We start from the raw sequence: 25,150 nt of genomic DNA on the forward strand, positions 1-25,150 counted from the left end.
CTTTCCCCGTCCCCGCTGCCGCCTGCCATGCTCAAGACCCGTGCCTCAAAGGATTTCTGGCTGTTGGCCGTGACAGCGGTACTGGTGATCGGTGCCGGGCTGGGCTTGCGCGACCCCTGGCCCTCGGACGAGCCACGCTTCGCCCTGGTCGCCAAGCAGATGGTGCTGAGCGGAGATTGGCTGTTCCCGCATCGCGGCAACGAGTTGTACTCGGACAAACCGCCGATGCTGATGTGGCTGCAGGCGCTGTTCTATACGTTGCTGGGCAACTGGCGGGTGGCCTTCCTGCTGCCGTCGCTGCTGGCGGCGCTGGGCACGCTGGCCTGCGTGTACGACCTGGGCCGGCGGCTGTGGACCCGACGGGTGGGCGCGTATGCAGCGTGGATGCTGTTGTTCACGCTGCACTTCACCTTCCAGGCCAAGAAGGCGCAGATCGACCCGCTGGTGGTGTTCTGGATCACCCTGGCCAATTACGGGCTGCTGCGTCACCTGCTGCTGGGGCCGGCCTGGCGATGGTGGACGCTGGGCTGGTTCGCCGCCGGGTTGGGGGTGATCACCAAGGGCGTGGGCATCATCGCGTTGCTGATGCTGATCCCGGCCGGGATCGCCGCTGTACGCGGCTGGCCGGGTGTGCGCGTGCATGTGCGCGACCGCCGCTTCTGGCTCGGGCCGCTGTTTTTCTTCGTGGCGATCGCACTGTGGTTCGTGCCGATGGTGGTCACCGCGCTGACCGCCGGCCAGCCCGAATACCGCGTGTATCTCAACGACATCCTGTTGCGCCAGACCGCCAAGCGTTATGCCAGCTCCTGGGATCACGCGCAGCCGGTCTGGTATCACCTGCAGAGCATGGCCACGATGTGGCTGCCGCCCATCCTGCTGCTGCCGTGGGCGATCCCGGCCTGGCGCCGGCGGCTGCGCCGACGCGATGCGCGCTATCTGCTGCCGCTGGCGTGGTGGCTGCTGGTGCTGGTGTTCTTCACCATCCCCAGCGGCAAGCGCGATGTGTACATCCTGCCGGCCCTGCCGATGTTCTGCCTGGCCCTGGCGCCGCTGGCCGCAGGCCTGCTGCGCCGGGCCGGTGTGCAGCGCTTGCTGTTCGGCTTCGCGCTGCTGCTGAGCGTTGCCTTCGTGGCCGGCGGGGCGGCGATGCTGATCGGGCACCCGGGTTTCGAACAGAAGATCATGGACAGCCGCGGAGTGGGCAGCGAAGCCACCGATCCGCTGGGTTGGCTGCTGCTGGCGGTAGGCGGTTGGGGAGCGGTCTGCCTGCTGGTGCTGCGCGTTCGACGCTCCGTGCTGGCGGTGGCGGCGTTGCTGGGCGCGTGGTGGGTGAGCTTCGGCCTGGTCTGTTATCCCATCTTCAACGACTCCAGCTCGGCCGGCGCGGTGATGCGCGAGGCCGGGCGTCGCATCGGCCCGGAGGCGCAGCTCGGCCTGGTGGCCTGGAAGGAGCAGAACCTGCTGATGGCCGACCGGCCGGCGCGGACCTTCGGTTTCAAGGTGCCCTGGGACCTCCAGCTGCGGGATGGCGTGGCGTGGCAGGCCGCAGACCCGAAGCGGCGCTGGCTGATGGTGCAGGAGACCGCGCTGCTGGACTGCGTCGACCGTCGTCGTAGCCAGCTGGTGGGGGTGGCGAACCGGCGCCGCTGGTGGCTGGTGCCGGCCGACGCCATCCAGGGCACGTGCGTGGCCAGCGCCACGCAGAAGGCGGTGGAAGCCAGGGAGCAGGGCAATCTGGATGCCGAGTGAGCCTGTTGCGCTGCGGGCTGCGCCGCTCGATTCCACGCCATGCCGCCGCCGCTATCTGCCGCCGTCTAGCAACGATTCATGCGGCGCAGCGTTAGCTTGGCGCGCGCGCTTGCCCGGCGCCGGTTCACCTTCTTCCTTGCCCCCGACGTACAGATGACCTATTTGAGTTCCCCGCCCGCTTCGCTCGAGAAGCCCGGTGCCACGACATCGTCGCGCTTGGGGATGGGCATTGCGGAGCTGGGTGTGTTCAGTCTGACCGCGTTGGTGGTCAGCATGCCGAGCGGTCTGCTGCCGTTCGGCCTGTGCCTGTTATTCGGCTCGCTGGTCGGGTGGCGCCAGCTGCGCGCCGGCATCGCCGCGCGCCGCTGGCCGTTGCGGACGCTGGGTTGGTTGACGTTGGCGGTGATCGCGATGTCGCTGCTGTCGGTCGCGCTGTTCGAACCCGCCCTGCGCGATGTCGACAACCGCTCGCGCTTTCTGGTGCTGCCCTGGGCGGCGCTGTGGGCGTATGCCTTGCAGCCACGCCAGGTCTGGCTCTGGCGCGGAGCGCTGGCCGGCGTGTTCGCGGCGATGCTGATCGCGGTGGTGCAGGTGAGCGATGGCGCCGACCGTGCCGAGGGGTGGACCAACGCGATCGTGTTCGCCGATATCGCCATGCTGCTGCTGGTGGTGGTGGCGTTCTGCCGCCCGCTCGGCGGCCTGCGCTGGCTGGCCGGCGCCGCCATCGCGGCGGTGGCGGTGATCGTGCTCAGCGGCAGCCGCGGGGTCTGGCTGGCGTTGTTGTTGACGCTGGGCGTGCTGATCTGGGGCGCGCCCTGGCAGAACAGGCGGCTGCGGCTGTTGAGTTTCGTGGGCAGTGCGGCGGTGGCCGTGGGCGTACTCGTCAGCGTGCCGGCGCTGACCGAGCAGATGCGCCTGGGCGAATTGCAGAGCGATCTGCAGCGCTACGAGGTGGGCGATGCCGATTCGTCGGCCGGAGCGCGCATCGAGCGCCTGCATGTGGCCTGGGATACGCTGCTTGCGCATCCGCTGACCGGTGTGGGCGTCGGCCGTTTCGACGATGCGATGCGCGAACTGCCGATCTGCGCCGGCGACACCTGGCTGCTGCGGTGTCACCTGGGCCATGCGCACAACGATCTGGCCGAGTGGGGCGCCACCCAGGGCGTGCCGGGCCTGTTGCTGCTGATGGCGGTCTACGGCATTCCGTTGCTGGTGTTCGTGCGCCTGCATCGGCGCAGCAGGCAGGCGCAGTTTCGTGGCCCGGCCGCAGCCGGGGTGATGCTGGTGATCAGCTACGTCCTGTGCGGCTTGACCCAATCGATGTTCGCGCATCAGATCTCGGCCAGTTTCTACACGGCGATGGTCGGTGTGCTGACCGGCCTTGCGATGCGTCAGGTGGAGCAGGTAGAGCAGGCCAGGCTGGCGACCGGCGCCGGCTAGGCGCTGCGCGGCGTTCTGAGGGATCGGAACTCTGCGCTGTCGTGCTGATGGCCGAGCCGTTCGCCGGCTCGATGGGTGCGTTCAGTCGAGATGCCGATCCGGTGCGCGCGGCGGATCCTGCACCGGCAGGTCGTGCTGCAGCAGCCACAGCATGATGGTCTTCTGGCGCACGTAGTTGGCGCGCACATAGGCGTAGATCAGCCCGTGCCAGCCGTCGCGAAATCCGCCGCGAAACAGGTAGCCGCGCCAGAACCGCCATGCCGGCGCCAGTACCAGTTTGCTCCAGGTGGCGCGCTTGCCGCGTGCGTGATCGTGTTCGGCCATCATCTGCGCATAGCGCTGGGTCTTGGCCAACTGCTGTGCCAGCGAGCGGTACGGGTAGTGGATCAGATCGCCCGCCAGGGTGAGGACCGCGCCATCGACGCTGGCCGCTTCGTGGATCTCGCGCTTGCCGCGCCAGCCGCCGCGGCGTCGATCGAACAGCCGCAGCACGCGGTCCGGATAGGCATTGCCGTGGCGCAGGAACCGACCGAAATAATCCGACAGCCGGGCGAACCGGTAACCGGCCGCTCCGGAGAACCCGGCGTCGCGTGCGGCGAGGATGGCAGCGCGCAGGGTCTCGCCGACGCGTTCGTCCGCATCCAGGCACAACACCCAGTCATGGCTGGCCTGTTCGACACAGTACGCCTTCTGGCTGCGGTAGCCGTCGAAGGCGCGCTGCAGCACGCGTGCGCCATGCGCGGCGGCGATGCTCGCGGTGGCGTCGGTGGAGCCGGAGTCCACCACCACGATCTCATCGCAGAACGTCAGCGAGGTCAGGCAGTCGCGTAGGCGATCGGCCTCGTTGAACGCGATAATGCAGGCGCTGATGCGCGGCCGTGGGTCGGGTGCGGTCGAAGAGGACATGTGATGGCCGATTACCTGCTGTTCGCAACGGAACGTTACGCCTTGCCTATTCTGGCGCCATTGGCGCAGGCGTTACAGGCCCGCGGCGACACGGTGGCCGCCTGGTACGAAGGCGGCGCGCGCGGTCTGCTGCTGCCGGGCGTGCGCGAAGTGGGCCTGCGCGAGGCGCTGGCCCTGCGTCCGCGCGCGGTGTTCAGCGCGGCCAACTGGGTGCCGCCCTTCCTCTCCGGGGCCAAGGTCCAGCTGTTCCATGGGTTCAACGTGCAAAAGCGCGAGGACAACCGCGGTCATTTCCGCGTGCGGGGTCTGTTCGATCTGTATTGCACGCAGGGCCCGGCCACCACCGCGCCGTTTCGTGCGCTGGCCGCGCGCGAAGGGCATTTCGCGGTGGCCGAAACCGGCTGGCCCAAGCTCGACCCGGTGTTCCGTGACGATGGCGGCCACGGCGCTGCATTGCGCGCGCCGGCCAATGGCCGCCCGGTGCTCCTGTTCGGTTCCACCTTCACCGAACGGCTGAGCGCGGCCCCGGTGCTGTTCGACGCAATCGCCGCCGACATCGCGCGCGGAACGCATTACTGGCTGCTCACCCTGCATCCCAAGTGCGCGTCGGAGCTGTTCGATCGGTATCGCGCACTGGCGGGTGCCCACGCGCGCTTCGTCGAGCCGGAAGACGTGATGGCTGCGCAGCGGGCGGCCGATGTGCTGGTGTCGGACACCTCGTCGATCGTGTCCGAGTTCGTGGTGCAGCACAAACCGGTGGTGACCTTCCGCAACCGGGTGCCGCAACCGCACATGCTGAACTTCGAGCAGCCCGAGCACTTGCCGCAGCAGCTGGCGCGCGCGCTGGCACCGGATGCGGCGCTACGCAGCGCACTGGCCGCGTATGCCGATGCGATCCATCCGTATCGCGATGGGCAATCGTCCGAACGGGTGATCGCCGCCACCGAGGACTTCCTTGCCGGCCGGCTCGGCACCTTGCGGCCCAAGCCGCTGGGTGCGCTCTGGCGCGGCCTGCAGATCCGCCGCGAGCTCGGCTACTGGGGGCCGGCGCAGCGCTGATCGCTGCCAGTTGCTCATCGAAGCGATGCCGCCGTCGATCAGCGGTCGATCCGATCGCCAATCCCCAATCCCGATTCCCGATCCCAACTCACCAGCGCAGCCTGCGCTGCGCCAATGCCGCACCGAGCTGCGCCTGCAGTGCCTGGGCCTGCGCCAACGGGACGAAGCGCAGCCGCAACGCCGGCCCGGTGGCGCCGGCGGTGTCCAGCCATAGCGTGGCGGTACCGGTGAGACGGTCCAGCGGCGAGCGCTGCAGCTGCAGTGCCTGCAGCTTGTCCAGTTCGGCCAGCCGCCACCAGCGCTTCCACCAGCCGCCGCGCACCGCGACGTAGCGCGCATCCACCGTGTAGCCCATGCGCTGCACCTGCCGGTGCGCCTTGAACGCGCTCCACGGCAGCCACAGCAGCAACCACCCCGCCTGTTCGCCGAACTGCCACCACAGCACCGCCAGCAGCGGCATCAGCAACACCAGGGTCGGCAGACTCAGACGCCACCAGCAGTGTGTGGCGATGCCCTGCCACTGCGCCGGCGGCCAGGCGATGCCGGGCAGCAAACGCTGCAGCAGGGCATCGCAGCGCTGCGGGTCGACGATCGGCGCCAGTTCCTTCAGCGCGCTGTCCTGGTTGTCGCCGGCGCCGGCCACGGCGGTGTCCACGCGCAACTGACGGCGGCCGAACAGGCGATGCAACCAGCTTTCGTGCACGGTCCATGCCTGGATGCGCCGCAGCGCCACGCTGCTGCGGATCCGGGTCAGCAGGCCGCGTTCCACGGTGAGGCGGCGTTCCGATTCGCTCAGGCGGAACCCGTGGTATTGGGTCACCGCCAGGGCCACCGACAAGGCACGCATCGCCACCAGGACAGCCAGGCAGGCGATCGTCACCAGCGTGGCGGTGACCGCGGCGCCCGGATGCACCTGGCTGACATAGCGGTAAGCCAGCTCGCCATTGGTCTCGATGAAATTGGAGGCAACGCGGCGCGGGATCATCTGGTAGATCACGCCGAACGCGGCAGCCACCACCACCATGCCGCGGTTGGAAATCAGGCCCAGGCGGATCACTTCGGCCATCGGCAGGCGCAGCAGCGTGCCGTGGTCCTCGGTGGGCGCGGCAACCGGCGCGGCGTGGTGCACGCGGCGGCGAATCAGGTCTTCCAGCGCCAGCGCCTGGTCCAGCCGCAGCACGCGCATCTGCGCTTCCGGCTTGTGCCCGCCAGCCGATTCCAGCCGTACCTCGGCCACGCCGGTCAGCCGGTGCAGCAGCGATTGATGCACCACCACATTGTGGATGCGGGCGAACGGAATATCGCGCCGGCTGCGCTCGAACAGCCCGCTGCGAATGGCCACGCTGTCCTGGCCGATGCGGTAGCGGTAGGTGAAATAGCGCAGCACCGAGATCGCCACCAGCACTGCGATCACCACCCCGGTGGCGATGTGGTCGGCCGAGTCGCGGTTGCCGTCGCGGCTGCCGAACACGATCAGCGCCACCAGCGGGATCAGGAACTGGCGGATCTGCTGCAGCAGCACGAACACCCACGACAGCGGGTGCAGGCGCTGCTCGTCGTCGCCGGCGTGGCCGATCGCACTCACAGCGCGTCGTCGTGGTGATCGAGCTGACGCGCGAGCCGGTCGCGCAGGCGTTCGGCGTCGGCCTGATCCAGCCCGGACAGCGCCACGGCGTTGAGCCGGCTCCCGGCGGTGTGCACCACCAGCGTGGTCAGGCGTGTGGCCCGTTCGATCGGGCCGCGGCGCAGGTCCACGTGCTGCACACGCGAGATCGGAACCCGGGTATCGCTCTGCCACAGATGGCCGCGCTGCAGCGCCAGGCCATGTTGGTCGAGCTTCCAGAGCGTGAGTCGGTGACGCTTGACCGCCAGCCAGGCACCCAGCGCCGCCGCTGCCAGCATGACGCCCAGGACGACGGGCCAGTATCGCCAGACATGCATCATCGTCGCGATGACTGCGGCGGCGATCAGCGCCGCGCAGCCGCCTCCCAGTGCGCCATTGACCGCTGCAACATACGCGCCACGTCGCGGCAGCTGCTGCCACCGTGCGTGGTCCAGGGCCGGCGGCTGCACCGGGTCTGCGCGAACCAGGATGTCGGGATGCGGTGGCGGGGCGTCGTGCACGAGGCGGGTCTGCGAGAGCGGTTCGCCAGCATAGCCGGGCACCCGGCCGATCTGCATCCGGCGCGGTGCTGGCTTGCGATCGCAAACGATCGGGTCGGGCAGCGATCTCGGCCGCCGTGAACGGGCGCTGCCGGGCCCGAACCGGGTGGGGGCCTCGGGCGCGGCGCTCCGGGAGCGGCAGGGATGGCCGCAGCACCCGTCCAAGGCAGCGCATCTGCGCGACAGGGCGGCCGCAAGCGCTGCGCCGGATCGGTGTTGCCGAGCGCGCTACTGTGCAGCCAGGATCAGAGCATCCACGTCCAGCGCATGGCCGGCCCGCGTGGCCTTGGTCCGCAGGTATTGTTCGTTTTCCGGAGTGATGTCGCCGGTGACCGGAATCCGGTCTTCCACCGCGATGCCGGCCGCGCGCAACCGCTCGGCCTTGGCCGGGTTGTTGGTGAGCAGCCGGATGCGGCCGATGCCCAGGCCACGCAGCATCGCCACTGCGCCGCCATACCGGCGTTCGTCCGGGCCGAAGCCCAGCTGCGCATCGGCATCGATGGTGTCCAGACCGGCATGCTGATAGCCATAGGCGCGCATCTTGGCGGCGATGCCGGTACCGCGGCCTTCCTGATCCAGATACAGCAGCACGCCGCCGCCAAGCTCCTTCAGCTTGGCCAGCCCATGCCGCAGCTGGTCGCCACAATCGCACTTGAGCGAACCGAACAGGTCCCCGGTCAGGCAGGAGGAATGCACGCGCACCGGCACCGCCTTCGACAGATCGGGCGCGCCGACCACGATGGCGACCTGATCGCGCTGGGCCACCCCGCCGCGGAACACTACGAACTCGCTCATGCCCAGGCCGCGCAGCGGCACCGGCGTGCGGGTGACCAGTTCGTAGCCGGCGGCCGCGGATTTGGCGCAGCCGCTGTCCAGATCTTCCAGCGCCAGCGACTGGCAGCCGGCGAAGGCGGCGTGGGCGTGCACGTCGCGCAGCTCCACCGCCAGCAGGGCCGGCAGCAGCAATCCCAGCCGCACGATATCCACCCCGCCGGCATCCAGCGCATCGCCGGCGGTCCACTGTGTCGGCACCGGGGTGTCGCGCAGGTAGGCCAGCGCGGCCAGCTGATCGTAGTCGAGGCTGCGCAGCGCCACGCGTGCGCCCTGCGGCGCGCTCAGCCCCAGCACCTGCGCGCGTGTGGGTGTCACGAACAGGTAGTGGCGCTCCTGTGCGGCGCGCGCGAATGCCGCATACGACGACGCGGTGCTGCTGTCCAGCGCCAGCACCGCGCGCGCCTGCCCATCGGCAGCGGTCAGCAGCACCGGCCGGCCGGCCCGCAGTTCGGAGGCGGCGCGCTCGCAGCGGATCGCTGCCGGATCGCCGAAGGCCTGTGCGCTGGGGGTGGGAACGGGGCTGCTCATGCACGACTCCAGATGGGGATTGCCACGGCCGCTTCAAGACGCCCAGTCGAGCAGCGCCCGCTGCAGCCATGTCGCGGTTGCGTGTCGGTGGCGGTGGCCGCCGAGCGCAGCGCCGGCACCAACCAGCCAGCGCGACGGCGCGGCAACCGCTCTGTCCAGCCGGCGACCGTGCGCCGCGGCCGATCACCCGGCGCCAGGCGATCGTGCGGCGCCATTGTGGCGCGGTTCGCCGCCGGCAGTGGCACGGATGGGTGGAACGCTGCATCCAGCCGTTGCCGTCTGAGTGGCACCGCCAGCGCCGATTGGTTGCGTGCCGCTCGCGTTGTTCAGCGCTCGGCAATGCTTTCTAATTCCACGACCTTCCACCGCCGCGGACCCCATGCGTATCGTCGACTGCAGCCAGGCGCGTCATGCCACGGCCATCCTGGACATCTTCAACGAAGCCATCGCGCATTCGACCGCGTTGTACGACTATCGGCCGCGCCCGCCGGAAAGCATGGTCGGCTGGTTCGCCACCAAGCAGGCCGGCGGCTTCCCGGTCATCGGGGTGGAGGACGCCGACGGCACCCTGATGGGTTTTGCCAGCTATGGCACCTTTCGGGCCTGGCCGGCGTTCAAGTACAGCGTCGAGCATTCGATCTACGTCCATCGCGACCATCGCGGCAAGGGACTGGGGCGCACGCTGTTGCAGGCCTTGATCGAGGTCGCGCAGCAACGCGGCGTGCATGTGCTGGTCGGCGGCATCGACGCCAGCAACCAGGCCAGCATCGCCTTGCACGAACAGTTCGGCTTCACCCATGCCGGTACCGTACGCGAGGCGGGCTTCAAGTTCGGCCGCTGGCTGGATCTGGCGTTCTACCAGCGCATCCTGGCCACGCCCGCCGACCCGCACGACGACTGAGGCTCGCCCGGTTGCACGGCGCGTCCGGAGCGCGCCACGGCCCGGCCGATCGGTCTAGTGCGGGTGCCGCTCGGTCGCGTACGGGTTGGCCTCGCCGCTGCCCGGCGGGCGCAGCGTGTAGCGCTTGTAGGTCCACTGATACTGGGCAGGATCGCGGCGGGCGATCTGTTCGATACCGGCATTGAGTGCGCTGGCCGCGCGCATCGGGTCCGGATCGGCGACGGCCGGGTCGGCCGGTCGTACGTGCAGCGCGAACTGCAGGTCCTCGCCTGCGCGCTCGCACCACCCATACAGCACGACGGCGCCGGTGCGTTCGGCCAACCGGTTGACCAGGGTCATGGTCAGCGCCTGCATGCCGAAGAACGGCGCAAACACGCCGTCGCCCATCTTGGGTTGCTGGTCGGGCAGGATGCCGACCGCACCGCCGTCCTTGAGGACCTTGAACAACTGCCGTACCGCCGGCCCCTCGGCGCGAACCTGGCGGACGTTGTCGCCGCCGCGGGCCAGTTGCAGGAAGCCGTCCATCGCCTCCGATTCCGGCGGGCGGTAGACGATGGCGATCGGGCCGCGTTCGGACAGCCACTGGTTGAGCAGCTCCCAGTTGCCGAAATGCGGCGCCGCCACGATCACCCCGCGCCCGGACGCCAGCGCGGCGTCGTAGAGCTCCTGGCCGTTGCGCTGCAGGCGCGCCAGATTCTCCTGCGGCGGGCGGGTCCAGGTGCGCAGCACTTCCAGCGTCTGCCGCGCGGTCGATTGCAGGATCTGCGCATGCAGCTGCGCACGTTGTGCGGCGCCAAGCTCCGGATACGCAAGTTCCAGGTTGCGCCGGGCCACGCGGCTCTCGCGGGCATCGAGCTTGCGCCAGCTCCAGGCCAGCAGGTCGGCCATGTGTTTGAGCAGTGGCCATGGCAGACGACCCACGGCAGCGGCGGTGGCGTAGAGCAGGCGGGCACGAACGTTGGGTGTCATCGGCACGATTCTAAACAGCGCAGCCGGCGAAGGCCCGCACGTGACAGTGGGCGCGCGGCTCTGCATGCTGCGCGATACCGTATCGATGACTGAAAGACGCCCATGCTCGCATTGATCCAGCGCGTCTCCCGCGCCGCCGTCACCGTCGATGGGCAGGTCATCGGCCGGATCGGCCCCGGTCTGCTGGCGCTGGTCGGCGTCGAGCCCGGGGATGGCGATGCGCAGATCCGGCGGCTGGCCGAGCGCCTGCTCGGCTACCGGGTCTTCTCGGACCAGGACGGAAAGATGAACCGTTCGCTCGCCGATACCGGTGGCGGTCTGCTGCTGGTCAGCCAGTTCACCCTGGCGGCAGACACCCGTTCGGGCAACCGGCCGGGCTTCAGCACCGCCGCCCCCCCTGAGGAGGCTGAACGGGCGTTCAATCAACTGGTCGGGATCTGCCGCGAAAAACACCGTGGCGGGGTGGAAACCGGGCAATTCGGCGCCCATATGGTTGTCGACCTGGTCAACGACGGCCCGGTGACCTTCCTTCTCAGACCCTAGAAACCCACGTCCACCAGCGGTCCTGTCTTGAATCCGGCAGACCGGGCTTCACGCTGGTATAATGCTAGGTTCTCTTTCCAATCTCAAAGCCGGTGGCGCGAGCACTCATGGCCAACGAACGTCCTGCCCAGCAATCCGACATCAAGCTACTGATCAGCAAGGGCCTGGAACAGGGCTATCTGACCTACGCCGAAGTCAATGACCATCTGCCCGACGACCTGGTCGACCCGGAGCAGATCGAAGACATCATCAGCATGATCAATGGCATGGGCATCGATGTCCATGAAATTGCGCCCGATGCCGAAACCCTGTTGCTCAACGACGGCAACACCGGCAACCGCGAAGTTGACGATACCGCCGCCGAAGAAGCGGCCGCAGCGCTGACCGCACTCGACACCGAAGGCGGCCGCACCACCGATCCGGTGCGCATGTACATGCGCGAAATGGGCACGGTGGAGCTGCTGACCCGCGAAGGCGAAATCGCCATCGCCAAGCGCATCGAAGAAGGCCTGAGCCAGGTCCAGGCGGCGCTGGGCGTGTTCCCGCTGTCCACCGAAATGCTGCTGGCCGATTACGAAGCGCACAAGGAAGGCAAGAAGCGTCTGGCCGAGATCGTGGTCGGCTTCAACGACCTGATCGAAGAGGCCGACGCCGCTGCCGCCGCGCTGGCTGCCGCCGGCCCGATCGCCGCCGCTGACGACGATGCCGTGGACGGCGACGAAGACGACGACGGCGACGAAGACGCCTCCGAGGAAGAGGCCGGCCCGACCGGTCCGGATCCGGCGGAAGTGGCCACGCGCATGGAGAACCTGGCCAACGAATACGCCAAGTTCAAGAAGGCGTATGCCAAGAACGGCGCCGAACACAAGCTGGTGGTCAAGGCGCGCGAAGATGTCGCCGCCATTTTCACCACCTTCAAGCTGCCGCTGTCGTTGACCGATGCGCTGGTCACCCAGCTGCGCGGCGTGGTCAATGGCATCAAGGACCATGAGCGCAAGGTGCTGCACCTGGCCACTACGGTGGCGCGCATGCCGCGCAAGGACTTCATCCGCTCCTGGGAAGGCAACCAGACCAATCTGGAGTGGGTGGAAGACGCGCTCAAGCGCAAGCAGAAGTGGTCGTCCGCACTGCGCGACGTCAAGGACCAGATCGTCTCCGAGCAGCAGGGCTCGATCGAGATGGAGAAGGCCAATTACCTGACCCTGGGCGAGATCAAGGAAATCAGCCGCGCGATGGCCTATGGCGAAGCCAAGGCACGCAAGGCCAAGAAGGAAATGGTGGAGGCCAACCTGCGCCTGGTCATCTCCATCGCCAAGAAGTACACCAACCGCGGCCTGCAGTTCCTGGACCTGATCCAGGAAGGCAACATCGGCCTGATGAAGGCCGTGGACAAGTTCGAATACCGTCGCGGTTACAAGTTCTCGACCTATGCAACGTGGTGGATCCGTCAGGCCATTACCCGTTCGATCGCCGATCAGGCGCGCACCATCCGTATCCCGGTGCACATGATCGAAACGATCAATAAGTTGAACCGCATTTCCCGCCAGATGCTCCAGCAGTTCGGCCGCGAGGCCACGCCGGAGGAGCTGGCCAAGGAAATGGACATGCCCGAGGACAAGATCCGCAAGGTAATGAAGATCGCCAAGGAGCCGATCTCGATGGAAACCCCGATCGGCGACGACGAGGATTCGCATCTGGGCGACTTCATCGAGGACACCAATGTGGAGTCCCCGATCGACAACACCACCAACATCAATCTCTCCGAGACCGTGCGCGACGTGTTGGCTGGCCTCACCCCGAGGGAGGCCAAGGTGTTGCGGATGCGCTTCGGTATCGACATGAATACCGATCACACGCTGGAAGAAGTGGGCAAGCAGTTCGACGTCACCCGCGAGCGGATCCGCCAGATAGAGGCCAAGGCGTTGCGCAAGCTGCGTCACCCCAGCCGTTCGGAACAGCTGCGTTCGTTCCTGGATATCGATTGATCGCCCTGTCCTAGACGTACCGTGGTCACGCAACAGCCCCGCCGACGCGGGGCTGTTGCGTTATGGGGCCGGGGCGGTGATGCTTGCCGCATGCGCTGCCGGGAACGGCGCAGCTCGGCGGCACGGCTTCACGTTCTGGCGACGAAACCGCATCGCAACGCACTATTAAGTGGATGTTTCCTTCAACCTCACGCGCTGTTTCAACCGTCGCTTCTAGGTTGGCAGACGAATGGAAACGAGACCGCCCCATGAGTAGGCAAAGCCGCTTCGAGACCACCACCTACCGCGACCACGAGATCCGCGTACGTGCCGCACAGGCTTCACCGACGGCTCGGTGGACGCAGTGGGTCGATGTCTACGCCGACAACGGCAGCACGCGCCTGCCACGCATCGACGGCCAGGGGCAGACCTGGGACACGTATCAGGACGCCATCGCACACGGCTTCCGCGCCGGCCGCCAACTGATCGACAGGCAACGACAGACTGCTGATGCGTAAGGCGTGGTCTGTGTGCCTGACATGCAGCAGACAAGCATGCAGCAGACAAGCTCGCAGACAGACAGGTAAACTTGCCCCACTCCGATGGGCCAGATGCATGCATGCGGCACCAGCGAGCGCTGTGCAGCAGGGCCTATAGCTCAACGGTTAGAGCAGAGGACTCATAATCCTTTGGTTCCAGGTTCGAATCCTGGTGGGCCCACCAAATTTTGGTTCAAGAACGTCCGATGTAGTCCGGAAAGTTCAAGAAATGCCCTGAAAACCGTTGGAACTTGGTCTTGCGAGGTCCAGCCGTATCCAGTTGCGTCCAGTCATGAAGTGAGTCAGGCTGTGAGTCACCTCACCGCATCTCACTGGCCTGACTCACAGGTTCCTGACTCACATGCTTACAGACGCCAAGCTTCGCGCGCTTAAACCTAGGGATACCGCTTTTCGGGTGGCTGACTCAAATGGCTTGTGCATTGAGGTGCGTACCACTGGTGCAAAGGTTTGGCGGTATCGCTACCGGTATGCAGGCAAGCCAAGCATGATGACCATCGACGAGTACCCGGCGCTTTCACTGATGCAGGCTCGTGCAGAGCGCGACAAGCTACGCATGCTGCTGAAGGGTGGAGCTAACCCGGCCCATGTCGCTCGGATTGAGCGAGCGCTCCAAGCCGAGCGCGTGAACACTACATTCGGAACCATTGCGCTTGAGCTGCTGGCTAAGCGAGCTAAGGAGGGGCTAGGTCCAGGTTCAGTAAAGCGAGAGCGCCGTCTTATCGAAAAGGATTTGGCTTTTATTGCTGACATGCCGATCACTGATGTCAGTGCTCCCATTCTTCTGGCTGCTCTGAGGAAGCTGGAGCAGAGGGGCGTGGTGGAGACTGCCCACCGCGCGAGGTCTCATGCAGGACGAGTTTTCCGGTACGCGATTGTGACGGGCAGGGCTCAGCGAAATCCTGCTGAAGACCTTGTGGGTGCATTGGAGCAGCCGCAAACCAAGCACTTCGCAAGCCTGACCGAGCCTGGGCGAATTGGCGAGCTGCTGCGCGCGCTGTGGGCCTACCAGGGTTCGCCTGTGACCTGCGCGGCCCTCAAGCTGGCTCCCATGCTCTTCGTGCGTCCCGGCGAGCTGCGGCATGCCAAGTGGGCCGATATCGACCTGGATGCCGCCGAGTGGCGCTACATCACCAGCAAGACCAAGACGCCACATATTGTTCCACTGTCAAGCCAGGTCGTGACCGTGCTGCAGGAACTGTGGCCGCGCACCAAGCGCAGCGACTACGTGTTCCCTGGCGTCCGCAGCTCTGACAGGCCGATGAGCGAGAACACAATCAATGCTGCCTTGCGCAACCTTGGCTTCGATGGCGAGACCATCGTCGGCCACGGCTTTCGCGCGATGGCGCGCACCGTCCTGGATGAGGTGCTGGGCTTTCGGCCAGATTACATCGAACACCAATTGGCGCATGCGGTCAGAGATCCGCTTGGGCGTGCCTACAACCGTACCGCACACCTGGCCGAGCGCAAGAAGATGATGCAGGCTTGGGCTGACTACCTAGATTCTTTGAGGCTTGAAGCCAACGTCATTCCGCTACGCCGCGCTGGCTGATACTTAATTCTTGTTTTCCCGGTAATAAAGGCCGTCTCGGCGGCCAAAATGGGTCAATGGCAATTTGCCCGGTAACTTGTAACGAAAGCACCTTGCGGCGATGATCCGAAGCTGACTGGGTCGCTTTTAGCGCACCACGCCAAGGACGGCTATGGCCGCCTCGCGCTTACTTAATTTGGGGGCCGACTGACCATGCGCCGGTCCCCTGCTTCTAGGGGACACTATGGCCGACACCACCATTCACCACATCCTCGACCAGCTGGCCGAGACCATCAACGGCCTGTACGAGGTGATCCACCGCAAGTCGTCCTGGCGCACGCGCGAAGAGGTCGAGTGGGCCACGCTCACCTGGGTCGACTGGTTCAACAATCGCCGCTTGCTTGAGCCGATCGGCAGCATCCCACCGGCCGAGGCCGAAGCCAACTATTATTCCAAACACAAGCAACCCAACGAGTCCGCCATGTCGGCGTGACTCAAACCAAGGAGTCTCCGGGAAAGCCGGGGCGGTTCACTAATGCCGCGACGCGGCATCACCCACGCTACCGGCTTCGGGCCTGTTCAGCCTCCGCCCCGGCCGCTGCGAGCGCCGGCGGGCGCTTGCGAATGCCGCCGTAGCTCAATCGCCGCCACAGCCACTCCACCGGGCCGATGCTGAAGCGCGCCAACCACCAGCGGCTGCTGATCACCTGCATAGCGAACAGCAGCACGCCCAGCGCCAGCGCCAGGTCGAGCGGCATCCGCCCGTACTGGCCCAGACCGAAGCCGTAGAAGATCCATGTGCAGACCAGCGACTGCAGCAGGTATTGGGTCAGCGCCATGCGACCGAGCGGCGCGAACACACCCAGCCACACGCGCCAGCGCGATCGCTGCAGCAGCAACAGGATGCCGGCCGCGTAGCCCAGAGTCAGCGCGAACTTGGCGAGGAAGAATGTCGCCTTGATCAAGACCCGCAGCGGCTGCAGTGCCAGCTGATTCACCCAGGCATGCAGCGCCTCCTGCGGCACCGCGTTGGCCACCAGCCCGAAGCTGAAGCAGAGCACGAAGACCTGCCACAGCCGGCGCCGATGCGCGTCCGGCGCCGAAAGCCATCCGCCCTTCCAGGCCGCAACGCCGACGATGAAGAACGGCGCCAGGATGACGAAGCGATTGGCGATACGCATCGGGCCGATCACATGCAGCGTTTCCCACCATCGGTATTGCAGGGCGTCGAGCCACCCACCTTGCCCGTAGTGCTGGAGACCAAGGGTGTAGGTTTGCGCCGGCGGCAGATCCGTTGCAAGCACCTCCATCGGACCGGCAATCACCGCCGAGACGATCAGCACCACCGGGATCGCCCACAACACCCGGCCGGCCGACAGCCGCAGGAAGGGCAGAACCATCAAGCTGATCAGTGCGTAGTCGAGCAGGATGTCGACGTTCCACAACAAGAACGTGTGCACGCTGCCCAGCAGGGCGAGCACCGCGCTGCGACGCAGCGCAAACGGCCAGCGCGACTGACCCTTGTCGGACGCACGATCGGCCTGGATGGCGAGGCCAGCACCGAACAGGATCGACAGCAGCGCCGCCGCCTTGTTCTCCAACAGCATCCTAACGAGGTCGCCGGCCAAGCCACCGAAGTCTCCCAGCGGATAGGCGACCCCGGCTTCCCGCGCCAAATCGGCACCGCAGAAGTAACCGATATTGACCAGCAGCACGCCGAACAAGGCCAGACCGCGCAGCACATCCAATTGCAACAACCGTTCGCCGCGAGCGACCGGGTCTTGCGACACAACTTCCGCAGACATAACTACTCTCTCAGTAAGACACTGACTCAGTTCGCCGGCGCGATGCCGAGCACCCGCGCCGCCATGTTCTTTGCCCGCGTGGCGGGGGTCGGGTTTCCTTCGCGAACCGCGGTTACCACGGCCCCGTCGAACAGCAGCATGAGATCGCCGGCCGCGCTTTCGTCCAGCCCGGCCGCTCGCAACAAACGGGCGAAGTAGGCCTCGAAGCGGTGCTTGTGCGCAGCCGCAGCCCGATGCAGTGCGTGGCTGGGCAGCGGCGTCTCGGCGATGGTGTTGAGGAAGGCGCAACCGCGGTAGTCGGGGCTGGCCAGGCGCATCGCCAAGGCGTCGAACACTGCCAGCGGCCGCAGATTTGCATCGGGCGCCAAGCGCTCGACCTCCTGCTCGAACCAGGCGCAGAGTCGTTCGTCGCGCCGCTCCAGCACCGCCAACGCCAGACCTTCCTTCGACCGAAAGTGCCGATAGAAGCTCATGCGGGCGACTTCCGCGGTGCTGATGATGGCGTCCACGCCGACCGCCTGAATCCCCTGCCGATAGAAGAGATTGGTGGCGACATCCAGGATGCGCTCGCGAACCTTGCTCATGATCACTCCGGCGGTGGATTTGCCGCGGATGATATAGACCGATCGGTATCATTTCAAGTCGAGCGCAGGCCCACGACATCGCCGGGAGCAGGCGTGGCATCGCGTTTGGCTTGGCTGGCCCGGCGCCTGAATTCAGGCGGGTGCCGTGCTGGCGGCAAAGGTCCAGGCCTTGGCGTGGATCGTGCTGATCCTAGCCATCACGGATTACGCGGGGCCGGGCCAAACGTTTGATCGGTGTGCTACTGCCCTTAGTGGCCGGAAGGGATGCTCAGGGTTGCGAAGCGATCAGTAGGAACCTCCTGAAGTTCCTTCTTTCGGGCGAGGTCTCGCAGCACTTTCTGAACTTCTTCTTCTGGTCGGAAGTAGTCTGAGCAGGCAAGAGGCCGATGGCACGAAGATCCCGCCCTTGTTCCGACTTGGGCGCATAGCGATAGTGCAGAGCACGCAGCCCACTGCCACCCTCTCGGACGTTCAGAGTTGTCCAAAGAAGTCCAGCAGCATCAGATGGAAAAGTGAGTCAAAGTGTGAGTCAAGATCGTAAATCTATCTTGAAAAATTAATATTTTCATGTGCTTAGCGTGCTAATTCGGTTGTTGGTGGGCACGCGCATCCATGGATGATGTTGTGCACGCTTGAGGATGAGCAACTTGCAGAAGTAACCTTACCCTGAGGTTTCGGGATAGGCAGGCGTAGGGTAGGAACGAATCACTGGACAAGCTGCTCAGTCGCCTACAAGCCGCTCAAAGTGAGGCTAATCTAGTAGCAAGGCGTGGGCGGAAGGCGGCGGCAGCATGAGCATGGACAGAGCGCAATGGGAGCAGTGCCTTGATGCGATACAGGCGCTAGGCGGAAAGGCCACATCGCAGCAGGTCTGGGAATACTTGAAGCAGTTCCGCGCGGACCTGCCCGCCGGTTCCATCAATGACAACTTGCGGATGCTGGCGGTCAATTCGCCCTCCCGCACCTCACACATCGCCGGTCGTGAGCCGCGCCGAACCGATTCTGGAAATCGCTACGACCGGCTGTATATGGAGGGAAGTGGTGCGAACGCCACCTTCATGTTCTACGACCCGGTCAAACATGGCGTATGGGAAATCCTTGCTAGTGAGGGAGCAACCAGCACGCACGGCACGCAGATACGTCCGTTGCAAAGTGAAGAATTCACCGTGCAATCCGCGTTGGACTACCTAGAGCAACGCTACCCCCAGGGCATCAAGCGCACTGACAAGATCGTCGCCTTTCAGAACGTTTTAGGCAAACAGCTGGCGTTGGATTTAGCGGTCAAGTCTGTCCGCCTCTGGTTGGAATCACCGCCGGCAAATATTCCCGACGAGCGTATTGAGCTTTATTCCCCTGGCCGATCACGCAATAGCAACCTGAAGGCTAATGCGCCGCGGTTATGGGCGGGGCGCCCCGCATGCAATATCCGATTCCTGTCCGCGAGCGAGATGGTTGCGGCTTGCGATGCTTATGACGGTGCCGACTCCGTCGAAACTTCTCGAATCTCACCTTCTATAGTTGCCGCCATGACCGAGCCCTTGAATCAGATCCTCTACGGCCCGCCGGGTACTGGTAAGACCTATGCCACCGTTGACAAAGCATTGACCATCATTGAGCCGGGATTCACGGGTAGCCGCGAGGAGAGAAAGCGGAAATTTGACGCCTATGTTGCCGCCGAGCAGATCAAGTTCGTCACCTTCCATCAAAGCTTCAGCTACGAAGACTTCGTGGAAGGAATTCGTGCCAGAACCAACGAAGCGACCCACGAAATCGAGTACGCGGTCGAGGATGGCGTATTCAAGCAGCTATGTAACGCCGCCCGCCGCCGCGTGGTGCAATCGACCAGCAAGCCAATCGATCTGGAGGGCCGTCGGATCTGGAAGATATCCCTAGGCGAGGCCGGCATCGAGGAAGTCGTCTATGAGGATTGCGTCAGGCAGGGGCTGGCCCTGATCGGCTTCGGCGCCGATGTCGATTACAGCGGTGTGCGGACTCGCGATGACATCGCACAAAGATACCGGCAGTCCATCCCAGAGCGGAATGCTTCCGATTACCCGGTCACAGCGCTCAACATATTCATCCGCCAGGTCAAGATTGGCGATCTGTTCGTTGTCACCCAGGGCAATCTGCGCTTCCGTGCTATTGGCGAGATCACCAGCGAGTATCTGCACGTCCCACGCGAAAACGACAGCTACTCGCAAGGTCGCAAGGTCAATTGGCTGCGGGTCTACGACGCTGGCTTGCCTTACGCCGAGTTGATGGAGAACCGCTTCAGCCAGATGACTATTTACGAGTTGCGTCCCGGCTCGATCAACCTGGACAAGCTGGCCAAGCTACTGGCACCCGCTGAAGAGGCGCATGACCACGCACCGCGGGTGTTGATCATTGACGAGATCAATCGCGGCAACATTTCCCGTGTCTTCGGCGAACTCATCAGCCTGATCGAGGAATCTAAGCGCGCCGGCAAGTCAGAGGCACTGGAAGCAACCTTGCCGTATTCACAGGAAAAGTTCAGCGTGCCGGACAATGTATATCTGTTGGGTACGATGAACACCGCCGACCGCTCGTTGGCTGGCCTGGACGTGGCATTGCGTCGTCGGTTCGTGTTCGAGGAGATGCCACCCAGGCCGGATTTGCTCGGCACCGTGTCCGGTATCGATCTGCGGCAACTGCTGACCGTCATAAATAGTCGCATTGAGGTGCTACTTGGCCGTGATCATCTACTTGGCCATGCCTATTTCATAGATATTCAATCGCTGGATGAGCTGAAGTCTGTGTTTCGAAGACAAGTCTTGCCTTTGTTGCAGGAGTACTTTTTCGAGGACTGGGAGAAGATCGCGCTGGTGCTGAACGACCCGCGCAAGGCCAAAGCGCGCCAGTTCCTCAGCAAGCTGGCCCATGACGAGCGCGCTTTGTTCGGCAAAGTCGGGTTTGGTAACGGCAGTCGTTGGCAGATCAATGCTGAGGCTTTCGAAGAACCCGAAAGCTACTTGGGCATCTATACGGCGACCGAAGCGATCCAATGACCCCGCTGATCACCGTCCGGGAGCATGCGCGCCTGACGACCGCCGATGTAGCCTCGTCGGAGATGCTGGCGCAGGTTTCACAGACTGCGTTCGACTGGTTGCTGGCAGAAAGCTCACGTCTGCAGGGCCCCGGCAGCGGAGCGCGGCTGGTTGAGCTGGAAAGTCGGCGCGAACTGCGCTTGGACAGCTATGTGGGCGTGCTGGAGTCACCATGTGGCACCCGTGTCGAGATCCTGCCGAAGGCCATGGAGAATGGTGAGAGCATCGAACTCGGACGTGGTCTGCTGCAAAAGATGCTGGCGCGCTGTTTGAGCCTTACGCCACGCCAGTCCAGTCCTACGCTCCTACGCACCTTCGATGCCCCACTGACCGAATGGGTGGCGCGGCAGTTCCTGCTGGGCGTTGATCATCTCGTCAAGCGTGGCTTGCGCTTCGATTACCACCCGGTGCAGGAGGAGCTGCGCTATCTGCGTGGTCGCCTGTTGGTGGCTCGGCAACTTCGCCAGCCTGCGGGTCGGGCCCACGTTTTCCAAGTAGAGCATGACGTTTTCGACGCTGATCGCGCCGAGAACCGACTGATTCGCTCGGCGCTGGAGGTGGTGCGCAAGAATACCCGTGAGCCCAGTAACTGGCGTCTAGCGCACGAGCTTGCCCACCATCTACATGAGATCCCCCAAAGCAGCAACGTGGCTGTCGACTTCCAGCGATGGCACCATGATCGCCTGATGGTGCACTACAAGCCTGTACGGAGCTGGTGCTCGCTGATTCTGCATGAGCAAATGCCCTTAGCGGTGGTCGGCACCCTAAACGGTCTGAGTTTACTGTTCCCGATGGAGAAGGTATATGAGCAGTACGTCGGACAGGGGCTGCGCCAATGGCTACCGGCCGGGGCAGAACTCACGCCGCAGGCAGCCCGTCACTATCTTGCCCAACATCGCGGTCAACACTGGTTTCAGCTACGTCCAGACTTCCTGATTGAGTACGATGGCCAGCGTGTTGTCGTAGATGCAAAGTGGAAGCTGCTTGACGGCGCTCTGGACAATGGCGAACAGAAGTACGGCTTATCACAAGCCGACTTCTACCAGTTGTATGCCTACGGCCAGAAATACCTGGCTGGCACAGGCACTCTGTACCTGTTCTATCCCAAGACCTCACGCTTCAGTGCGTTGCTGCCCCCGTTCCACTTCACTGAACAACTGAAATTGCTGGTCGTGCCGTTCGATTTGGAACGAGAGCGCCCCATCGTTGGCTTTCTGGCGAACACTTCATCTGGTTTTGAACTGCGATAGCCGCCATCGTTGGGCCGAGCGGATCCGAAGGGTCCGAATGTCCGCATCCCGCCAGTTGCCGGATAGTCAGGGGAGCATGGCGCGGGGAGCATGGATCGCTCTTGGCGGACAGATTGTGCTGCTAGATCCCGGAAAACTTATGCCTACGGGAACACTCGTGTCCAAGTGCCTTTTTGTTGCTTCGGCAAAACATCGGCAAACGTCTTCTCCTCGATGATCGCGCAGTTGGCATTTTCTTGAATAAGCCATTGCATGTGCGCTAATCATCGCGCCGCTCCGTTACGGTGCGCTTGCTTGCGCAGCCTGCTTGCGCAGCCAAGTGAGGACATCAACGGCCGGATCCTCATGCATGCAGACATGCAGCCGGCCCAGCACGACGCTCTGTGCATCGCTGCCCGGCAAGACTTCATCGAAGCCGGTGGCTTCGCAGGCGATCAGGACCGGCGAAAAGTTGGGCTGCGCGTCGGAATGCAGCATGGCAAGCACATAGCCATGCATCATTTCGAAGCTGAGGGTAACGCCTGCGCAGACGCGGAACTGTTTGCTCGTGCTCATCGCCGCACCTGCGTAGACAAGGCATCTACGGTGGCGACTGCTGCATCACCGTTGGCAAACGCAAGGGCGCGCATGGCTTTGTCTGTAGTTGCGAAGCGCGCAATCAGGCTCAGCCACGTGACTTGGCTGCATTCGAGGGTCAGGTCGACGTACTGGGCGATCTGACGCGCCTCAGGCGCGAGTAGTTCCTGGGTGTCGAAGGACATGCTGGACTCCTTTTGTATTTGGAATCCGTCACCCAGACGCCAATCGAGGTGACGGACGGTACGCGGTTGGCGTGCCGGCCAAAAGGAACCGGTGGGCCTTGCGGCCCCCGCGCACCGCCCGCCATAAAGCTGGCCGGCATGCGCCCGCGACGATGCGGGCGCTAAAAAAGCGCCGTGCATCGGTCGATGGGCGCTGGTGCGCCTTTTGGTTCGGGACGCCAATCCCGGTCGCCGAATATGCGGCGACACACGAATATTCGCTCTGGCTCCTGGCGCATGTCAACGGAAAGGCGCAGAAGTGTGCGCAACGCATTCACGACGCATGGCTGGGGCAGGGCTTGTCGATGACGCGTCGCCGGTGATCACACGTACCGCCAGCTCAAAGGACGACGCGTCACTCCAGTACACCGCCCCACACGGTGCATCCCGGCGCAGGAGAAAGATTGGCCCCTCCGCGCCAGATCAGCCGATGGCAACATCCTTCAACCACTGCTCGACGCTGCGCGGTGTGCTGCCAAGCAATTGCTGGGCGCTGGTGGCAGGGTTGATGGTATTGGCATGGGTTTGCCAGAGGGCCTGGTAGAACCCGGCGACGGCCATGGCGGCGGGGCCGAGCAAGGGTTGCAGTTGCTCGCCGAAGGCTTCGGGTTGCATAGGCTGAAACTGGACATCGCGTCCGAAGTGTTTGGCCATCGCTGCGGCGAGGTCTGCGCCCAGCAGGCCCGGCAACTGGCCGACGCCGACCACGCCGGTGATGGCGGGGCGATCGAACAGCTGCGCAGCGACGTCGGCGACGTCGAGGTGCGAGCTCCAGGACACCGGGAAATCTTCCCTGACCGGGTAACCGAGGACGCCATCGGCGTGCACGCCGCCGATGACCATCGGCAGCAGCAGGTTTTCCAGATACAGACGCGGGGCGATGACGGCGCTGGAGACGCCACTGCGCTGCACGCCGTCGATCAGCAGGGCGATGGCCGAGTCGGGGGCTGCCTGCAGCGGGTTGCCCGGGTCGTCGACGATGCTGCCGCTGCTGGAAATCAGCACGCGCGCGGGTTTTGCGGCGGCAATGGCCTGGACGATGTTGGTGGCGTAGGCCACGCGCCCGTCTTCGGGCGCCTGAGGCAGGTGCACAAAGACGCCCTGCGCACCGCGATAGGCGTCGGTCAACGACTGGACGGAACCGTTGTCGATCTGCACAGAGGGGCCGGCGGCCGTGTCGGCGTTGCGTACTGCGGCAACGGCGTGTTTGCCGGCCCGCAACAGCAGGTTGAGCAGAGGGGCGCCTTGCGCGCCGGTGGCGCCGTGGATGATGTACGTCATTGGCATACTCCTGCGGAAGTGAGAGGGAAGCTGTGGCGCAGGAGCATGGGTGGCATGCTTCGGTTACTTCAACTGCACTAATGGCATGTGGCTGAATAGGTCGGCATGGAGAACAAGAGGATGTCCAGGCAAGGGATGGAGGTTGGCGTGGTGCTGTATGCCGATGCGCAGCAGGCGGCCGTGCTTGGCCTGACCGATTTGTTCGCGGTGGCCAACCGGCTCGCGGACGCCAGCGGCGCAGCGAAGCGCTCGAGGATCCGGGTCACGCATTGGCAGCAGGCAACGCCCACCGCTGTGCCGTCGCGTGTGTTCGAGAGCGATACGCACGCCGGTGCGCGCCTGTGTGCGTTGATCCTACCGCCAAGCCTGGGCGATGCGCCGGACCAGGAGCGCAACGCCAGCCTGATCGACTGGCTGCGGGTACGGCATGCCCAGGGCGCGATGCTGTGCTCGGTCTGCGCGGGGGCGTTTCTGCTGGCCGGCACCGGCGTCATGGACGGACGTCGCATGACCACCCACTGGCTGCATGCCGCGGCGCTGCAGCAGCGCTTTCCGGCGGTCCAGGTGGATTCGGACGAAATGCTGATCGACGCCGGCGATGTCATGTCCGCCGGTGGCGTGATGTCGTGGACCGATCTGGGCCTGCGGTTGGTGGACCGCCTGCTGGGGCCGGCGATCATGCTGGAAACCGCTCGGGTGCTGCTGGTCGACCCGCCGGGTCGGCAGCAGCGCTACTACAGCGTGTTTTCCCCGCGTTTGACGCATGGCGATGCGGCCATCCTGCGGGTACAGCACTGGCTGCAGGAGACCGGTGCGCAGGAGGTGGCGCTGCGCAGTCTGGCGGCACAGGCGGGGTTGGAAGCGCGCACCTTTTTGCGTCGCTTCCAGAAGGCCACCGGCATGACCAGCACCGAGTATGGCCAGCGGCTTCGTGTGGGCAGGGCGCGTGCGTTGCTGGAAGCCACTGCCATGACCATCGACACGATTGCCTGGGAAGTCGGCTACCAGGATGCGGCGGCATTCCGTAAGGTATTCAAGCGCATCCTTGGGCTGTCGCCCAGCGACTATCGGCAGCGCTTTGCAGGTGCAAGCGCTACCGGCGTGAGCTGAACTTACCGGTCATCTGCGTCTCCGGAACGCCTGCGACACGCCCAGTGGCGTGTGGAATGTCGCTACAGCACCGGTGATGTCGGCGCCGCCACTCGTCGTGACGACAGCGCC

General features: G+C 64.7%; 21 protein-coding genes, 1 tRNA gene and 1 pseudogene. 13 read left to right on the forward strand and 10 right to left on the reverse strand.

Features of this window, described 5'->3' with window-relative positions; all coding sequences use genetic code 11:
• Positions 1-27: 27 nt before the first annotated feature.
• Together LL962_RS02125 and LL962_RS02130 are read left to right on the forward strand one after the other, a co-directional pair.
• On the forward strand, positions 28-1,749 hold the full coding sequence (locus LL962_RS02125) for an ArnT family glycosyltransferase (protein ID WP_228315733.1): 1,722 nt from the start codon (positions 28-30) through the stop codon (positions 1,747-1,749).
• 153 nt (positions 1,750-1,902) lie between these two features.
• Positions 1,903-3,189: an O-antigen ligase family protein gene (locus LL962_RS02130; RefSeq protein WP_228315734.1), complete on the forward strand. Its 1,287-nt coding sequence runs from the start codon at positions 1,903-1,905 to the stop codon at positions 3,187-3,189.
• Between the two features lie 81 nt (positions 3,190-3,270).
• Here LL962_RS02130 and LL962_RS02135 read toward each other — a convergent pair whose 3' ends face one another.
• Positions 3,271-4,095 carry a glycosyltransferase family 2 protein gene (locus LL962_RS02135; RefSeq protein ID WP_228315735.1) on the reverse strand — a complete coding sequence of 275 codons (825 nt, stop codon included), beginning with the start codon at positions 4,093-4,095 and terminating at the stop codon, positions 3,271-3,273.
• On the opposite strand from LL962_RS02135, the gene LL962_RS02140 reads away from it, so the two are divergent.
• Entirely contained in the window at positions 4,096-5,154 is a 1,059-nt protein-coding gene (locus tag LL962_RS02140) for a CDP-glycerol glycerophosphotransferase family protein (protein ID WP_228315736.1), read from the forward strand.
• Between the two features lie 88 nt (positions 5,155-5,242).
• On the opposite strand, the gene LL962_RS02145 is transcribed toward LL962_RS02140, so the two are convergent.
• The 3 genes from LL962_RS02145 to ribA all read right to left on the reverse strand — a co-directional run bounded on the left by LL962_RS02145 (position 5,243) and on the right by ribA (position 8,679).
• Positions 5,243-6,739: a PH domain-containing protein gene (locus LL962_RS02145; RefSeq protein ID WP_228315737.1), complete on the reverse strand. Its 1,497-nt coding sequence runs from the start codon at positions 6,737-6,739 to the stop codon at positions 5,243-5,245.
• Positions 6,736-7,335 (reverse strand): PH domain-containing protein, encoded by a 600-nt coding sequence (locus LL962_RS02150; protein ID WP_228315738.1) that lies wholly within the window; start codon positions 7,333-7,335, stop codon positions 6,736-6,738. The genes LL962_RS02145 and LL962_RS02150 overlap by 4 nt, the downstream gene beginning before the upstream one ends.
• A 210-nt stretch (positions 7,336-7,545) precedes the next feature.
• A complete protein-coding gene (ribA, locus tag LL962_RS02155; protein WP_104585351.1) occupies positions 7,546-8,679 on the reverse strand; it encodes a GTP cyclohydrolase II RibA in 1,134 nt (377 codons plus the stop codon).
• Between the two features lie 379 nt (positions 8,680-9,058).
• Between ribA and LL962_RS02160 the strand changes: the two genes are divergently transcribed.
• Positions 9,059-9,580, forward strand: coding sequence for a GNAT family N-acetyltransferase (locus tag LL962_RS02160; RefSeq protein ID WP_104585350.1), 522 nt, complete (start codon positions 9,059-9,061; stop codon positions 9,578-9,580).
• 54 nt (positions 9,581-9,634) lie between these two features.
• Here LL962_RS02160 and LL962_RS02165 read toward each other — a convergent pair whose 3' ends face one another.
• Positions 9,635-10,549 (reverse strand): lauroyl acyltransferase, encoded by a 915-nt coding sequence (locus tag LL962_RS02165; RefSeq protein WP_228315739.1) that lies wholly within the window; start codon positions 10,547-10,549, stop codon positions 9,635-9,637.
• 102 nt (positions 10,550-10,651) lie between these two features.
• On the opposite strand from LL962_RS02165, the gene dtd reads away from it, so the two are divergent.
• The 6 genes and pseudogenes from dtd to LL962_RS02195 form a co-directional block, all read left to right on the forward strand.
• On the forward strand, positions 10,652-11,092 hold the full coding sequence (gene dtd / locus LL962_RS02170; RefSeq protein WP_104585348.1) for a D-aminoacyl-tRNA deacylase: 441 nt from the start codon (positions 10,652-10,654) through the stop codon (positions 11,090-11,092).
• Positions 11,093-11,199: 107 nt separating this feature from the next.
• Positions 11,200-13,077, forward strand: a complete 1,878-nt coding sequence (gene rpoD, locus LL962_RS02175; RefSeq protein WP_228315740.1) for an RNA polymerase sigma factor RpoD — start codon at positions 11,200-11,202, stop codon at positions 13,075-13,077.
• Positions 13,078-13,250: 173 nt separating this feature from the next.
• On the forward strand, positions 13,251-13,574 hold the full coding sequence (locus tag LL962_RS02180; protein WP_228315880.1) for a DUF6566 family protein: 324 nt from the start codon (positions 13,251-13,253) through the stop codon (positions 13,572-13,574).
• A 129-nt stretch (positions 13,575-13,703) separates the two neighbouring features.
• Positions 13,704-13,779, forward strand: a tRNA-Ile gene (locus tag LL962_RS02185).
• A gap of 177 nt (positions 13,780-13,956) precedes the next feature.
• A complete protein-coding gene (locus tag LL962_RS02190; protein ID WP_228315741.1) occupies positions 13,957-15,165 on the forward strand; it encodes a tyrosine-type recombinase/integrase in 1,209 nt (402 codons plus the stop codon).
• A 259-nt stretch (positions 15,166-15,424) separates the two neighbouring features.
• Positions 15,425-15,637, forward strand: a pseudogene (locus tag LL962_RS02195) (IS3 family transposase); the annotation flags it as partial.
• Between the two features lie 67 nt (positions 15,638-15,704).
• Here LL962_RS02195 and LL962_RS02200 read toward each other — a convergent pair.
• Together LL962_RS02200 and LL962_RS02205 are read right to left on the reverse strand one after the other, a co-directional pair.
• On the reverse strand, positions 15,705-16,949 hold the full coding sequence (locus tag LL962_RS02200) for a DUF418 domain-containing protein (protein ID WP_228315742.1): 1,245 nt from the start codon (positions 16,947-16,949) through the stop codon (positions 15,705-15,707).
• A 26-nt stretch (positions 16,950-16,975) separates the two neighbouring features.
• Positions 16,976-17,533, reverse strand: a complete 558-nt coding sequence (locus tag LL962_RS02205) for a TetR/AcrR family transcriptional regulator (protein WP_228315743.1) — start codon at positions 17,531-17,533, stop codon at positions 16,976-16,978.
• A 791-nt stretch (positions 17,534-18,324) separates the two neighbouring features.
• On the opposite strand from LL962_RS02205, the gene LL962_RS02210 reads away from it, so the two are divergent.
• Positions 18,325-20,559, forward strand: a complete 2,235-nt coding sequence (locus LL962_RS02210; protein WP_228315744.1) for an AAA family ATPase — start codon at positions 18,325-18,327, stop codon at positions 20,557-20,559.
• Positions 20,556-21,848, forward strand: coding sequence for an McrC family protein (locus LL962_RS02215; protein WP_228315745.1), 1,293 nt, complete (start codon positions 20,556-20,558; stop codon positions 21,846-21,848). Before LL962_RS02210 ends, LL962_RS02215 begins: the two co-directional genes overlap by 4 nt.
• 279 nt (positions 21,849-22,127) lie before the next feature.
• On the opposite strand, the gene LL962_RS02220 is transcribed toward LL962_RS02215, so the two are convergent.
• The 3 genes from LL962_RS02220 to LL962_RS02230 form a co-directional block, all read right to left on the reverse strand.
• Positions 22,128-22,403 carry a hypothetical protein gene (locus LL962_RS02220; protein ID WP_228315746.1) on the reverse strand — a complete coding sequence of 92 codons (276 nt, stop codon included), beginning with the start codon at positions 22,401-22,403 and terminating at the stop codon, positions 22,128-22,130.
• A complete protein-coding gene (locus LL962_RS02225; protein WP_228315747.1) occupies positions 22,400-22,609 on the reverse strand; it encodes a hypothetical protein in 210 nt (69 codons plus the stop codon). Before LL962_RS02225 ends, LL962_RS02220 begins: the two co-directional genes overlap by 4 nt.
• Before the next feature lie 462 nt (positions 22,610-23,071).
• The gene (locus LL962_RS02230) at positions 23,072-23,929 is read right to left on the reverse strand and encodes an NmrA family NAD(P)-binding protein (RefSeq protein ID WP_228315748.1); all 858 of its coding nucleotides are present in this window, start codon (positions 23,927-23,929) and stop codon (positions 23,072-23,074) included.
• A gap of 120 nt (positions 23,930-24,049) precedes the next feature.
• Between LL962_RS02230 and LL962_RS02235 the strand changes: the two genes are divergently transcribed.
• Positions 24,050-25,039, forward strand: coding sequence for a GlxA family transcriptional regulator (locus LL962_RS02235; protein ID WP_228315749.1), 990 nt, complete (start codon positions 24,050-24,052; stop codon positions 25,037-25,039).
• Positions 25,040-25,150: the final 111 nt, after the last annotated feature.

The sequence above is a fragment of the Xanthomonas sp. NCPPB 1067 genome, from assembly GCF_020783795.1.
Classification (GTDB): Bacteria; Pseudomonadota; Gammaproteobacteria; order Xanthomonadales; family Xanthomonadaceae; genus Xanthomonas; species Xanthomonas melonis.

Excerpts from the sequence above, each read along its gene's own strand:
- LL962_RS02125 (WP_228315733.1), top strand. The coding sequence starts at position 28 with ATGCTCAAGACCCGTGCCTCAAAGGATTTCTGGCTGTTGGCCGTGACA.
- LL962_RS02130 (WP_228315734.1), top strand. The coding sequence starts at position 1,903 with ATGACCTATTTGAGTTCCCCGCCCGCTTCGCTCGAGAAGCCCGGTGCC.
- LL962_RS02135 (WP_228315735.1), bottom strand. The coding sequence starts at position 4,095 with ATGTCCTCTTCGACCGCACCCGACCCACGGCCGCGCATCAGCGCCTGC.
- LL962_RS02150 (WP_228315738.1), bottom strand. The coding sequence starts at position 7,335 with ATGCAGATCGGCCGGGTGCCCGGCTATGCTGGCGAACCGCTCTCGCAG.
- ribA (WP_104585351.1), bottom strand. The coding sequence starts at position 8,679 with ATGAGCAGCCCCGTTCCCACCCCCAGCGCACAGGCCTTCGGCGATCCG.
- LL962_RS02160 (WP_104585350.1), top strand. The coding sequence starts at position 9,059 with ATGCGTATCGTCGACTGCAGCCAGGCGCGTCATGCCACGGCCATCCTG.
- LL962_RS02165 (WP_228315739.1), bottom strand. The coding sequence starts at position 10,549 with ATGACACCCAACGTTCGTGCCCGCCTGCTCTACGCCACCGCCGCTGCC.
- dtd (WP_104585348.1), top strand. The coding sequence starts at position 10,652 with ATGCTCGCATTGATCCAGCGCGTCTCCCGCGCCGCCGTCACCGTCGAT.
- rpoD (WP_228315740.1), top strand. The coding sequence starts at position 11,200 with ATGGCCAACGAACGTCCTGCCCAGCAATCCGACATCAAGCTACTGATC.
- LL962_RS02180 (WP_228315880.1), top strand. The coding sequence starts at position 13,251 with ATGTTTCCTTCAACCTCACGCGCTGTTTCAACCGTCGCTTCTAGGTTG.
- LL962_RS02190 (WP_228315741.1), top strand. The coding sequence starts at position 13,957 with ATGCTTACAGACGCCAAGCTTCGCGCGCTTAAACCTAGGGATACCGCT.
- LL962_RS02200 (WP_228315742.1), bottom strand. The coding sequence starts at position 16,949 with ATGTCTGCGGAAGTTGTGTCGCAAGACCCGGTCGCTCGCGGCGAACGG.
- LL962_RS02205 (WP_228315743.1), bottom strand. The coding sequence starts at position 17,533 with ATGAGCAAGGTTCGCGAGCGCATCCTGGATGTCGCCACCAATCTCTTC.
- LL962_RS02210 (WP_228315744.1), top strand. The coding sequence starts at position 18,325 with ATGAGCATGGACAGAGCGCAATGGGAGCAGTGCCTTGATGCGATACAG.
- LL962_RS02215 (WP_228315745.1), top strand. The coding sequence starts at position 20,556 with ATGACCCCGCTGATCACCGTCCGGGAGCATGCGCGCCTGACGACCGCC.
- LL962_RS02220 (WP_228315746.1), bottom strand. The coding sequence starts at position 22,403 with ATGAGCACGAGCAAACAGTTCCGCGTCTGCGCAGGCGTTACCCTCAGC.
- LL962_RS02225 (WP_228315747.1), bottom strand. The coding sequence starts at position 22,609 with ATGTCCTTCGACACCCAGGAACTACTCGCGCCTGAGGCGCGTCAGATC.
- LL962_RS02230 (WP_228315748.1), bottom strand. The coding sequence starts at position 23,929 with ATGACGTACATCATCCACGGCGCCACCGGCGCGCAAGGCGCCCCTCTG.
- LL962_RS02235 (WP_228315749.1), top strand. The coding sequence starts at position 24,050 with ATGTCCAGGCAAGGGATGGAGGTTGGCGTGGTGCTGTATGCCGATGCG.